12 protein-coding genes are annotated in these 12836 nt (G+C 66.9%); 10 read left to right on the top strand and 2 right to left on the bottom strand.

Features of this window, described 5'->3' with window-relative positions; genetic code table 11:
• The coding region (locus F3J20_RS31130; RefSeq protein WP_167285783.1) for a L,D-transpeptidase at positions 1–544 on the top strand (544 nt) is incomplete at its 5' end.
• Positions 545–765: 221 nt separating this feature from the next.
• Here the strand turns inward: F3J20_RS31130 and F3J20_RS31125 are convergent.
• Together F3J20_RS31125 and F3J20_RS31120 are read right to left on the bottom strand one after the other, a co-directional pair.
• Positions 766–1497: a DMT family transporter gene (locus F3J20_RS31125; RefSeq protein WP_167285782.1), complete on the bottom strand. Its 732-nt coding sequence runs from the start codon at positions 1495–1497 to the stop codon at positions 766–768.
• A gap of 257 nt (positions 1498–1754) precedes the next feature.
• The gene (locus F3J20_RS31120; protein WP_167285781.1) at positions 1755–3314 is read right to left on the bottom strand and encodes an AarF/UbiB family protein; all 1560 of its coding nucleotides are present in this window, start codon (positions 3312–3314) and stop codon (positions 1755–1757) included.
• Between the two features lie 266 nt (positions 3315–3580).
• Between F3J20_RS31120 and F3J20_RS31115 the strand changes: the two genes are divergently transcribed.
• The 9 genes from F3J20_RS31115 to F3J20_RS31075 all read left to right on the top strand — a co-directional run bounded on the left by F3J20_RS31115 (position 3581) and on the right by F3J20_RS31075 (position 12625).
• On the top strand, positions 3581–4336 hold the full coding sequence (locus tag F3J20_RS31115; RefSeq protein WP_167285780.1) for a DeoR/GlpR family DNA-binding transcription regulator: 756 nt from the start codon (positions 3581–3583) through the stop codon (positions 4334–4336).
• Positions 4337–5053: 717 nt separating this feature from the next.
• Positions 5054–6145, top strand: coding sequence for a 2-aminoethylphosphonate ABC transporter substrate-binding protein (phnS, locus tag F3J20_RS31110; RefSeq protein WP_167049593.1), 1092 nt, complete (start codon positions 5054–5056; stop codon positions 6143–6145).
• A gap of 245 nt (positions 6146–6390) precedes the next feature.
• Positions 6391–7491, top strand: coding sequence for a 2-aminoethylphosphonate ABC transport system ATP-binding subunit PhnT (gene phnT, locus F3J20_RS31105; RefSeq protein ID WP_167049591.1), 1101 nt, complete (start codon positions 6391–6393; stop codon positions 7489–7491).
• Complete coding sequence (locus tag F3J20_RS31100; protein ID WP_167049589.1) at positions 7469–8419, top strand: 2-aminoethylphosphonate ABC transporter permease subunit; 951 nt, start codon at positions 7469–7471, stop codon at positions 8417–8419. The genes phnT and F3J20_RS31100 overlap by 23 nt, the downstream gene beginning before the upstream one ends.
• Positions 8409–9272 carry a 2-aminoethylphosphonate ABC transport system, membrane component PhnV gene (phnV, locus tag F3J20_RS31095; protein WP_167049587.1) on the top strand — a complete coding sequence of 288 codons (864 nt, stop codon included), beginning with the start codon at positions 8409–8411 and terminating at the stop codon, positions 9270–9272. The genes F3J20_RS31100 and phnV overlap by 11 nt, the downstream gene beginning before the upstream one ends.
• A 128-nt stretch (positions 9273–9400) precedes the next feature.
• Positions 9401–10150 carry a phosphonate utilization associated transcriptional regulator gene (locus F3J20_RS31090; protein ID WP_167285779.1) on the top strand — a complete coding sequence of 250 codons (750 nt, stop codon included), beginning with the start codon at positions 9401–9403 and terminating at the stop codon, positions 10148–10150.
• 86 nt (positions 10151–10236) lie between these two features.
• Positions 10237–11511, top strand: coding sequence for a phosphonoacetate hydrolase (gene phnA / locus F3J20_RS31085; protein ID WP_167285778.1), 1275 nt, complete (start codon positions 10237–10239; stop codon positions 11509–11511).
• Between the two features lie 160 nt (positions 11512–11671).
• Positions 11672–12061, top strand: coding sequence for an aldehyde dehydrogenase family protein (locus tag F3J20_RS31080; protein WP_205299428.1), 390 nt, complete (start codon positions 11672–11674; stop codon positions 12059–12061).
• A 3-nt stretch (positions 12062–12064) separates the two neighbouring features.
• Positions 12065–12625 (top strand): phosphonate degradation HD-domain oxygenase, encoded by a 561-nt coding sequence (locus F3J20_RS31075; RefSeq protein ID WP_167285776.1) that lies wholly within the window; start codon positions 12065–12067, stop codon positions 12623–12625.
• Positions 12626–12836 lie beyond the last annotated feature (211 nt).

The following is a 12836-nucleotide window of genomic DNA, read 5'->3' as shown; positions in this document are numbered from 1 at the left end:
GATGATCGGCGCGTCGCCGGTCTCGACCGGACGGCCCGGCGAATACGACCACTTCATCACGCCGCTTGGCGTATTCGAACATACACCCGACAACATGGATTTCCGCTCCGAGGGCACGCAGAACGAAAACCATATTCGCGGCTACGGCAAGCGCGACATGCGCATCTTCGATCTCGGCTGGGCGCAGGGCGAGCGCGGCTGGGGCAAGGGCGGCATCTCGCAGATGCGTTTCCAGATGCACGCGACCGATCCCGAGCGGCTCGAACCGCTGCTCGGCATCCGCCATTCGAAGGGCTGCGTGCGGATTCCCGCGTCGCTCAACGCGTTTCTCGATCACTACGGCATTCTCGACGCCGAATACGCGGCGCTCGTCGATTCGGGCAAATCGCTGTGGGTGCTGAAAAGCGATCGGCAGATCATGCCGTGGGCGGGGCGTTTTATCGTCGTCGTCGATTCGCAGCGCAAGGGGCGTCCGGCGTGGTCGCCGGCGCCGGGCGCGAGTGCGCGCGCGAAGATGCCGGCACATGCCGATACGGCGGATTGAGGCGATGCAGTAAGTTGATGCATTGAATGAATGCATTGAGTTGATGCACTGAAGCGGCACTCGGTTTTTTCGCTGCAGGCCTTTATCAGGGCACGGCGCGCCCTATTGTCGTTTTCTTGCGCCGTGCTGCTGTGTTGCCGTGCCGTCGCCCCGCCGGCGCGGCGGGGTGCATCGTGGTCCGCATCGCCGTGCGGATGGTTTCGGCGCCGCGCAGCCGCATCTCACGACCGCGCCAGCACCACGCCCACCAGCGCCACGGCAAATCCGGCAATCTGCACCGGCAACAGCGTCTCGCCGAATCCCAGATAACCTTCGAGCGCGGCAAGCGGCGGCGCGAGAAACATCAGCGCGGTCGCGCGGGCCGCGTCGCCGCGCCTGACCATCCACACGAGCAGCGTCACGCTGATGCCGGACAGCATCACGACACCCCACGCGAGCGAGACCCATAGCGTCGCCGAGGCGATCCAGCGATGTTCGCCGAGCGCAAGCGCGAGCATGCCCGCGACGCTTGCCGCGCCGATGTTTTGCACCGCGCTCGCGCTGCGAATGTCGGTTCTCGCGAGCGAGGTCTTCTGGAACAGGGTCCCCGCCGTGATCGCGGCAACCGCGACGATCGACACGAGCACGACGAGCCACGCGGGCGCGTTGCCGTGCGTCGGCGGCGTCGCCGCGGCGAGCTTCGGCGCGAGCACCAGCACGACGCCGGCGAGGCCGAGCGCCATGCCGCTCCAGCCGCGCCGCGAGAGTCGCTCGCCGAACAGCGGCGCGGCGACGGCGGCGGTCGCGAGCGGTTGCAGCGCGCCGAGCGCGGCAAGCGTGAAGACGAGCGCGGTGCCGCCGAAGCGGGCAAGCAGGAACAGATTTGGATCGGCGTAAGGCGTGATCGCGCGGGCGACCACGAAGCCGGTCGACCACAGCACGACGAAGACGGCGGCGATAAGGGATGCGAGCATGGCGACGTGCCGAGGCGAAGGTGGGCGGCGTGAAAAAGCCGCCATCTTGCCGGCGGACGTGCCGCGCGTCTTGTTCGAGGCTGCAACTGAACGGATGCGGGCGAGGTAATGAACGCCCGCGCGTGGCGGCCTTGGCAGCGGTCGTTGCGTTGGCCGAGGCAGCGGCCGGCTGTCGAAACGGCTCACCCAAAGATGTGCCGAAACGGCCGCCCAGGCCGCCCCGGCGTACGCACCGGAACTCCGCTCCCCGTGCCGTCTCACCACATCAGCAACACCGCCCCCGCACCGATTGCACCGCCACATACGACGCAGCCCCACAGCAGCCAGCGCGTGCGGCGGTATTCGCGCGCGATTTCCGCGAGCAGTTGCGCGTTCTGCTGCGGCGTGCGCGCGCGATCGTGTTGCTGCTGCAGATAGCGCACCGCCAGTTGCGGCACGCGCGGCAGCATGTGCGCGAGATGCGGCAGCTCGTGCGAGATGCGCTTGAGCCAGCCGCGATGATCGAGGTCGCGCCGCGCGATATCGGCGAGCACGTCGCGCGCGATGTTCCACGTATCGACGCCCGGATGCAGCGCGCGCGCCAGCGTCTCCGCCTGCTGGAAGGAGCGCTGCGCGGTGGCGAGCCGGCCCGGCACGTGGCCGTCGAACGGCAGCACGCCGTGCAGCAGATGATGAAACAGCGAGCCCGCCGAGCGGTCCTCGGGCGCGGCCGCGAAATGCGCTTCGGCGCGCGTGCGCAATTCGGCTTCGAGGATTTCCGCGCGCGTGTCGTGCGACACGTGTCCGGCATCGCGATGCATGCCGGCGAGGCGCCCGTAATCCTGGTCGAACAGCGCGGTCGCGCCGTGCACGAAGAATTCGCGCTCGCCGCTCGACAGCGTCGACATGATCGAAAACTCCGCGAGCACGAGGCGCCCGAGCGTGTCCGGCTCGATGCTGACGCGTACGCGGCGGGCATCGAGCGTCGCGTGGAAGAAGCCGTGCTCGAACGCCTGCTCGGTGACCACCTCGACGATATGTGCGGCAAGCGGCGCGAGCTTGATGCGATGCGCGTGCAGGCCGGGCAGGTCGCTCGCCGGCAGCGTGTTGATGCGCTGCATCGTCAGCGTGTGGGCGGTGCACAGTTCCCAGATCACGTCGGGCACGGCGATGCGCTTGTCGCCGTCGAAATGATGGCCGGTCTGGCTCAGGTTCGCGGCTTCGGCGCGCAGATCGAAGCGGCGCAGGATGTCGTCGGTGAAGGTCTGGGCAAGCGCGCGCAGTTGCAGGCGGCGCGCCGTGCGCGAGAGCTTTTCGAGCCAGCGCGCGGCCCAGCGCAGCAGCGCGAGTTCGTCGCCGATCTGTTGCAGTTGCTGCGTGCGCACCAGCTTGATCGCGACCTCGTGGTGGCCCTTGACCGGTGTCGCGAGCCGCGCGAAATGCGTCTGCTCGCCGAAGCCGCTGCGCACCGGCACGAGGTCGACCGCGCTGAACAGTTCGGCGAGCGGGCGGCCGAACGCTTTCGCCAGCGCTTCCTGCGACGCGGACGGCGCGAGCGGCTCTTCCATGTGATCGATGGCGTCGAGCGCGTCGTGCAGCGTGCCGGCCGCGAGTTCGGGACGCTCGGCGAGCGTCTGCGCGAAGCGGCTCGCGAGCGGTCCGAGCGCCGGCAGCACGCCGTGCAGCTGGGCGCCACCGCGCTCCGACGCATGCACGCGGCTGACCAGCTCGATCATCCAGTGCAGTTTGTGCTCGCGCGGAGCGGCGAGCCAGATCAGGCGCGCGCCGTAACGCAGCGCGTGGGATAGCAGCAGTAGACGGCGAAACAGTGGCGGCATCGGTAGTTCGGTTGACGGCAAGGCGGGGTGCGTGGTGCCGGACGCGGTCGGGGCGATGACGACGGTGGCGACGGTGACGACGACAACGGCAGCGGCGCTGCGTGCCGCGCGTCTGCCCGATGGCCGGTCCTGGCGCGTCAAGGTTAGCAGGTCGGGGCGCCGGTTGGCGCGTTCGTCGGGCCATGATGCATGACACGCGTAATACAATACAGCGGCCTTCCTCAACTACGACGAAACCCAGGCGTGCCGCTCGCGGCCCTTCACCGATGCTTGCAGAACAACGTCATCAATACATCCTCGCTCAAGTCGCAAAAAACGGCGCGCTTTCGGTTGCCGAACTGGTGCGCGAACTGAACGTATCGCGCGAAACGATCCGCCGCGATCTCAATGCCCTGGCCGGCCGCGGCCTGCTCGTGACGACGCACGGCGGCGCATTGTCGAACGAGCGGCGCGAGCCCGACCTCGATACACGCGAAGCCGAGAACGCCGGCGCCAAGCGCGCGATCGGCGAGCGCGCGGCCGAGTTCGTGCCGGACGGCGCATCGCTGATCATCGATTCGGGCAGCACGACCCAGGCCGTGGCGCGCGCGCTGCTCGACCGGCACCGGCTGACGGTCTATACGAACGACTGGCGTATCGCGCTGCTGCTCGGCCGGCGCAACGACAACCGCGTGACGCTGCTCGGCGGCGAGCTGTCCGATATCGAGGACGCCACGTTCGGCCTCGACACCGTCCACCAGCTGACGCAGTACCACGCGGACTTCGCGTTCATCGGCGCGGGCGGGATTTCGCCGGACGGCTATCTGAGCGACTACAGCCGCATGGCCGCCGAAGTGCGCAGCCGCATGATCGCCGCGGCCGACATGGTCGTGATCGTCGCCGATCACTCGAAGTTCGGCCGCGTGACGCCGGTGCGCATCAACGGTATCGAGTCGGCGCGTTATCTGGTCACCGAGCTGGCGCCCGAGCGCGCGCTCGGCAAGGCGATCACGGCGCATGGGCCGGAGATTCTGATCGCCTGAGTCCGGTCGCTGGCGGCGAGCGGGGCGGCGGCGGTCCGTGTTGCGCTTGCCGGCCCGCTCGCCGGCCTTGCCCGAGGCAACGCGACGGATCTCGTTCCTTATCCGCCAAAAGCTCGATAAAAAGGCTCCCCGGCTCGCTGCAGGATTCCGGGTGGGCGTGCACAATACGCGCCGTTGTCCGACTAGGCGCCGTTGTCCGAACGCCTGTCCGCCCGTTACGGGCGAGGCGAGTGCCGCCGAAACCGGCAAATGCCACGAATCCGCTCAGCGCACCGCGCGAACCGGCGTAAGCCGGCGCCGCTGCCGTCACCCGGGTTTCGCGGCGCATCCTGCACACAGCGTCATTTTCGCCACGTACGATCGGCATGGATGCGGTGCGCGGACGCTCGTGCGCCGGTCGCGCCGTGGTTCGCGCGAGTTGGCCTGAGTTGGCAAATTGTGTCGTTTTTTGGAATTCGGCGGAATAGTCACGGCGTTGTCATCGAAACCTGTGATTCTTGCCGTGCCCGTTCAGGCATGGCAGGCAGCGCGAGTATCGGAGACGGGCTGGCGGTCAGGCGGAGCGGGATGCGGCAAAGTTGTCGGCAATCTGCAATCGATGGAGACCGGCGCGGCAACGGCTGCGGGCAACATGCAAACGGCGCGTGCCGCCATTCAATCACTACAGGTATGGGTTATCCCGACCGTCTGGTTTTTTTGCCTTTCGGAGAGAGCGACATGAAAAAGACGAATTCCCTTCACGCCACGGCCGGCCTCGCGCGCAAACTGCTGCCGGCGCTGGTCGCCGCGGCGGCGTTCGGCGGCATGGCAATGCAGGCCCATGCCGCCGGCGCGGTCGTGCTGTACACCGCCGACGGCCTCGAAAATCTGTACAAGGACGTGCTGCCGGGCTTCGAGAAGCAGGAAGGCGTGAAGGTCAATATCGTCACGGCGGGCAGCGGCGAAGTCGTGAACCGCGCGACCATCGAGAAGGATCAGCCGAAGGCCGACGTGCTCGTCACGCTGCCGCCGTTCATCCAGCAGGCCGACCAGGGCGGGCTGCTGCAGGCGTACCAGAGCGCCAACTACAAGAACGTGCCGGCCATCGCCAAGGCGCCGAACGGCGCGTGGGCGACCTTCGTGAACAACTACTTCTCGTTCGCGATCAACCCCGAAGTCACGAAGACCCAGCCGAAGACCTTCGCGGACCTGCTGCATCCGGACTTCAGCGGCAAGGTGGCCTACTCGAACCCGGCGACCGCCGGCGACGGCATGGCCGTGATCATCCTGACCTCGGCGCTGATGGGCGAGGACAAGGCGTTCGACTATCTGAAGAAGCTCGAGCAGAGCGCCAAGTTCCACACCAAGGGCACGGGCTACCTCGACGTGCTGCTCTCGCGCAACGAAATCGCGGTCGCCAACGGCGACCTGCAGATGGACCTCGACGACGCGGCCAACGGCGGCCTGTCGTTGAAGCCGGTGTTCCTCGCGGCCGCGCCCGGCGGCCAGCCGACCACGTTCCAGCTGCCGTACGCGATCGCGCTGATCAAGAACGGCCCGAACCAGGCCGAGGGCAAGAAGCTGATCGACTACCTGATGTCGACGCAAGTGCAGTCGAAGGTGCCGGACATCTTCGGCATTCCGGGCCGCACCGACGTGCCGCTCGCCGGCAAGAACGGCGCGGCGGTCAAGCAGGCGATCACAGGAGTGAAGCTGATCCCGGTCGACTGGAACCAGGTGATGGCGAAGAAGGCCGACTGGACCACGCGCTGGAAGAACGACGTGATCGGTTCGTCGGGCAAGCAGCTCGAAGTGGTCAAGCCGCAATAAGCGGTTTCAATAAGCAGTCTCACTCAGCGGCCGCAATCAGCGGCTGAACCGGGCGGCTGAAAGAGTCGCTCGAAATAAGCGGCCGAAGCGGGCCGCGTTTGAAGTACGTCCGGTCGCGCGCCATGAGCGGCGCGGCCGGACTTGCCTGGATTCAGGCGGCGCCGTGCCGGCGGCCGGGTCGATGCAATGGCCCGGGTGTCGCGCGTGGCGCCGCGTCAGCTTTAATCTTGTTGGAGGAAGACCCGGTGAATACGGCCAGTCTCGCTCACCCCAATGCGCCTGGCGCTTCATCGGATGCGCTCGACGCCGCGCGTTCCGATGCGTCCGGCGGCGTGCAGATCGATCATCTGACGGTGCGCTTCGGCACGCGCACGGTGCTCGACGATCTGTCGTTGACCATCCAGCGCGGCGAGCTGCTCACCGTGCTCGGCCGCAGCGGCTGCGGCAAGACGACCCTGTTGCGTTTCATCGCGGGCTTCATCGAGGCGGACGGCCTTGCCGGCACGCTGACCGTGGCGGGCCACGACCTCACGCACGTGCCGCCGCACAAGCGCAATCTCGGTCTGCTGTTCCAGAGCTATGCGCTGTTTCCGCATCTGACGGTGTTCGAGAACGTCGCGTTCGGCCTGCGCGCGCGCAGGGTTCCAGCGCGCGACGTCGCGCGCCGCGTCGCCGATGCGCTCAAGCTCGTGCAGCTCGGCGACGCCGGCCACGTGATGCCCGCGCAACTGTCGGGCGGCATGCAGCAGCGCGTGGCGCTGGCCCGCGCGCTCGTGATCGAGCCCGACGTGCTGCTGCTCGACGAACCGCTCTCCGCGCTCGACGCCAATCTGCGCGCCTCGGTGCGCTCCGAACTGAAGGCGCTGCATGAGCGCCTGCCGAATCTGACGATCGTCTGCGTGACGCACGATCAGGACGATGCGCTCGTGCTGTCCGACCGCACGCTGCTGATGCGCGAGGGCCGCATCGCGCAGCTCGGCACGCCGCAGCAGTTGTACGACACGCCCGCCGACGGCTTCGTCGCGCGTTATCTCGGCGCGGCCAATCTGCTGCCGCCGCAGGTCGCGTTCGGCATGGACGACGCGCGCCACAACGAGCGCGAGCGGGTCGCCTGTCTGCGTCCCGAAGCGCTGCGCATCGTGCCGCTCGGCGAAGGGCAGTTGCACGGCGCGATCGCGTCGGTCGAGTGGTATGGTGCGGTGGTGTCGGTGTCGGTCGTGCTCGATGCGTTGCCGAACGAACCCGTGCTCGTCACGATGCAGCGCGGTCACGGCATGATGCCGGAGAAGGGCGCGCGTGTTTCCCTGCGTTACGAGGCTGACGATGTCGTCCTTATCAAGCCCTGATACGCCCAATTCGCTCGGTGTCCCGAACGACGCCGCCGCCGCGCGCCGTCTCGCGAGCGCGGCGGCACACGCGGCTGCGGTGAAGCGGCGCGAACGCCTCGCGCAATGGCATCTGCTGTTTATCGTCGTGGTGGTGCTCGGCCCGCTCGTCATCTATCCGCTCGTGCGACTCGTGCTGCTGAGCCTGAGCGGTGCGCACGGCTTTTCGGGGCAGGCCTATGCGACGTTCTTCGGCAATCCCGATACGCGCGGCGTGATCGGCACGACGCTCGGCATCCTGTTCGCGAGCGCGAGCCTCGCCTCGCTGCTCGGCGTGGCGCTCGCGGCGCTGCTGTTCTTCAAGCCGTTTCCGGGCGCACGCATGGTCACGCGGTTTCTCGAACTGTTCGTCGCGTTTCCGTCGTTTCTCGTCGCGTTCACGCTGATCTTTCTGTACGGCTCGCAGGGTTCGGTCAGCATCGGCTTGCAGCGGCTCTTCAATCTGCAGGCGCCGCCGCTCGATTTCCTGTTCGGCATCGGCGGCGTGGTGCTCGCGGAAGTGGTGTTCTATACGCCGTTCGTCGTGCGTCCTACTTTGGCGTCGTTCGCGCTGCTCGACCAGCGTCTGATCGAGGCCGCGCGCAGCCTCGGTGCGAACGGCATGATGGTGGCGTTCAGGGTGATCCTGCCGCTCGCGTGGCCCGGCATCGCGGCCGGCACGATCCTGTGCTTTCTGCTGACCCTGAACGAGTTCGGCATTCTGCTCGTGCTCGGCAGCGCGCATCTGATTACGCTGCCGGTCGCGATCTACAGCGCCGCCACCGTCGATCTCGATCTGCCGACCGCCGCCGCCGGCGCCGTGGTGATGCTGCTGATGTCGTTGTCGCTCTACGCGTTGTACCGGCGCGTCAATAGCCGCAAGGAGAAAGGAGCCGGTCATGGCCGTTGAACTCGATCCGACCGTGCTGCCGGTCATGCACAAGAAGGCGCGGCCGGTGCGTCACAACCTCGCGGTGCGCGTGCTGGGCAGTCTGTTCCTCGGCTTCGCCGCGCTGCTGTGCTTCTGGCTGTTCGTGCTGCCGGTACTGGTGGTCGCGCTGTCGAGCGTCGCCTCGCACTGGTCCGGCACGATCCTGCCCGACGGCTTCAGCATGCGCTGGTTCGAACGCCTCGGTTCGAGCGACTTCGACGCGCTGACGACGAGTCTCGAAGTCGGCATGGGCGTCGCGGTGCTCGGCACGATTCTCGGTTTGTGGCTTGCGCTCGCGCTCGAGGGCCGCGACCGGCGCGGGCTCGGCGCGCTCGTCGACACGATCGCGATGATGCCCAACGGCGTGCCGAGCGTGGTGCTCGGCCTCGCGGTGCTGATCGCGTATCACAAGCGGCCGATCGATCTGTCGAGTTCGGCGGCGATCGTCGTGTTCGTGCAGCTCGCGCTGGTGCTGCCGTTCTGCTACCGCTGCGCCGCGGCGGCGCTGCGCCCGGAGTTGACGGTGCTGCGCGAAGCGGCGGCGAGCCTCGGTGCGCCGCCGTCGATGGTGCTGCGCCGCGTCGTGCTGCCGCAACTGGTGCCGGCGATCCGCGCGAGCCTCGCGCTCGGCTTCGCGCTGTCGCTCGGCGAACTCGGCGCGACGCTGACCGTGTATCCGCCGGGTTTCGCGACAGTGCCGATCGTCGTGGTCGGGCAGGTCGAGCGCGGCTACTACCTGCCGGCTTCGGCGTTGTCGCTGATCCTGCTGCTGGTTTCGCTGGTCGCGTTGCTGCTGATCGCGGCGCGTGCGCCGCGTCGGCGGGGCGGCTGATTGCCGGTTCGGCTCGGAGGCTGATTGGACTGGCCGGCGGCCGTAGTCGTGATCTGACGGAGGCGAGCCCGTGCGGTATGCCGACTAGCGTAGCGCAGCGCCCAGGTGAGGCGGCAAATTTTGTCAAAATGACCGAAAATATGCAGTCTGCTTCCGTCGATCCCATCGAGGTCGTGCGCCGGCATTCGCTGACGGCGCTGGTGCGCGACGAAATCGAGCGGCATATCGTCGATGGCACGCTGGCGCCGGGCGACAAGCTCAACGAGGCGGACTGGGCGGCGCGGCTGCAGGTGTCGCGCGGACCGGTGCGCGAAGCCTTTCGCGCGCTCGAACAGGCGGGCCTCGTGCGCACGGAGAAGAATCGCGGCGTGTTCGTGCGCACGGTGTCGCTCGCCGAGGCGGACGAGATCTACGCTGTGCGCGCGCTGCTCGAAGAGGCCGCATGCCGGATGCTGGCGACCTGCATCGACGCGGGCAGGCTCGCGGTGCTGCGCGACTGGCTCGATGCGATGCGCGCCGCGCTTGCGTCGCACGATCGCGACGCGTATGGCCGCGCGAACGTCGCGTTTCACGACGCGATCGTCGCGGCGGCCGGTAACGCGAAGCTGTACGAGACGTATCGGCGGCTGGTCAGCGAATTGAGCCTGTTTCGCCGCGCGGCGCTCGCGGTGGAAGCCGACGCGATGGAGCGCTCGCTCGCCGAGCATCGCGCGATTCTGAACGCGCTCGCATCGCGCGACGCCGGGCGCGCGGCTGCGTTGATGCATGCTCATGTGCATGATGGGCGGTTGCGTGCGCATGCGGCGTGTGGAGCGGGCGAGGTTCGCGCGGCCGGGAGCATGGCGGCTGGGTGCGAGTCCGGTGCGCGCGGAAAATGATGGCGAAGCGGTAGCGGCACAGCGGCCATGCCGGTTCCGGCAACGATTTATCCACAACGAAATTCCCGCCGATGGAAATCCCTGTTATGACACATTCCGGACAACGTACGATCGACGTCAATGGGCGCCGCTATCGGCTGCCTTCGCAACCGACCGTCGTCGTCTGCGTCGACGGCTGCGAGTTCGCGTATCTGGAAGCCGCGGCCGCCGCCGGCGTCGCGCCGTTTATCGGCTCGATGCTCGAAGGCGGCGCGGCCTTTCGCGGCGACTGCGTGATTCCGTCGTTCACGAACCCGAACAACCTCTCGATCGTGACCGGCGTGCCGCCGTCCGTGCACGGCATCTGCGGCAATTACTTCTGGAACCCGGACGCCGACGGCGGCGCGGGCGCGGCGGTGATGATGAACGACCCCGCGTACCTGCGCGCGCCCACGCTGCTCGCGGCGGCCGCCGAGGCAGGCGCCGCGGTGGCGGTCGTTACCGCGAAGGACAAGTTGCGCGGCCTGCTCGGCTGGCAGCTGAAGGGCATCTGCTTTTCGGCCGAAAAGGCCGACAAGGTGACGCGCGAGGAAAACGGCATCGAGGACGTGCTCGATCTGGTCGGCTTGCCGTTGCCCGACGTGTATAGCGCCGGCTTGTCGGAATTCGTGTTCGCGGCCGGTGTGCGGCTCGCGCAGACGCGCAGGCTCGACCTCATGTATCTGTCGACCACCGATTACATCCAGCACAAATGCGCGCCCGGCACCGAGGGCGCGAACGCGTTCTACGCGATGATGGACCGCTATCTCGCGCAGCTCGACGCGCTTGGCTGGGTGATCGGCCTCACTGCCGATCACGGCATGAACGCCAAGCACGATTCGCAAACCGGCGAGCCGAACGTGATCTATCTGCAGGACCTGCTCGACGACTGGTTCGGCGCGAACCCGGCGCGCGTGATTCTGCCGATTACCGATCCGTACGTCGTGCATCATGGCGCGCTCGGTTCGTTCGCGACGGTTTATCTGCCGCGCGATGTCGAGGTTGAGTCCGTGATGGCGCGGATTGGCCGTCTGCCGGGAATCGACGTCGTGCTCGACCGGCGCGCCGCATGCGCGCGCTTCGAATTGCCGGAGGATCGTGTCGGCGACCTCGTGGTGATCGGCGCGAAGCACGTTGTGCTCGGCACGCGCCGCGACGAGCACGATCTGTCCGGGTTGACCGTGCCGTTGCGCTCGCATGGCGGGATCTCGGAGCAGGAGGTGCCGTTGCTGTTCAACCGGCGCATCGGGAGGCCGGTTTCCGATGACGGCCGCGGTGCGGCGAGGCTGCGCAACTTCGATGTTTTCGATGTCGCGCTGAATGGGGTGGCGTCGTTGTCGTGAGCGCGGCGCGGTGGAGTTGCGGGAGTCGGTCGTCGGGGTAGCGTGTGCCTGGGCGTAGGGCGATCCGTTCGAGGCGTCGATTTAGGATCGGTACGGTGATCGATGCCACCGCTGCTGCCGCGTAGCTGCTCGGGGCGTGTGGGCATGGAAAGGCGCGCGTTTGCACATCAGCAACGAACGTAGCGGCGCGGTATACGCGTCGACCCTGCGCGACAACGTCTATTGGTCGATGAGGCTCGTGCGGGAGGAACCATTTGGCCCGGCGTCGCTGGTCATCGCATTCGATACGCTCGACGAAGCGATCGGAATCAGCAACGGGATGCCGTTCGGTTTGTCGTCGTGCGTATTGCGCGAACCGGCAGGACGCGATTACGCGGTTCATCGTCAACGAATTGCGCGGGCGGTCAACGTATGGAGCGTGCCGGGTTGCCGGATCGAGCTGATGCTGCTCGGCGGTATCAAGGACGCGGGGCCTGGCCACAAGGAAAGCGTGCAGGAAGCAACGAAGCGCTTTACCAATCAGAAGACGTATTCATTACCGTGGGAGTAACGGATGGCATTGAATCTGGACGATATCCGTTCGCTGTTCGAGCGACACGGCCGCCTCGCATATAGTGGCGAGCCGGTGACGCAACTCGAGCACGCGTTGCAGAGCGGCGCGCTTGCCGAGGAAGAGCGCGCGAGCGAGGAGCTGGTCGCGGCGGCGTTTTTGCATGATCTTGGACATCTGCTGAACCTGCAGGGGGAGACGCCGACGAAGCACGGCATCGACGATCTGCATCAGTATTACGCGCTGCCTTTTTTGCGGCCGGTGTTGTCGGACGCGGTGCTGGAGCCGATTCGCCTGCACGTCGACGCGAAGCGCTGCCTCTGCGCAATCGATGCTACCTACTTCGGCCAGCTTTCCGCTGATTCGGTACGCAGTCTCGAGTTGCAGGGCGGCATCTTCAGCAGGGAGGATGCCGAGGCATTTCTGCAAAAGCCCTACGCGGAAGATGCGTTGAGGCTGCGTCGTTGGGACGATCGCGCAAAGGTGAAAGATCGCGCGACACCCGATCTCGATCACTATCTGAATCTGGTCGAGCGGGTAATGCGTAGGCATGTGGCGGCGTGAGTTGAGCGATGTCGTTTATATGAGTGCGCGGCTGAGCGGGTACTGATTTTTGAGGAGGACGCCGGCTGTTTCGACGAAGCAGTTGGCCTCGGCAAGGGTCGCTAAGGAAAACCCTGAATTCGTACTTGCAAGTCGTATCCGGTCCCGCTAGAATTCCGCTCTTTCGTGTTCCGCCCAGCGGGGCACGGGGAAGCGGGAGGCCCTGGATGGC

This window comes from Paraburkholderia sp. Cy-641, assembly GCF_011752945.1.
GTDB lineage: Bacteria > Pseudomonadota > Gammaproteobacteria > Burkholderiales > Burkholderiaceae > Paraburkholderia.
This window is presented reverse-complemented; position numbering and strand designations above follow the sequence as displayed.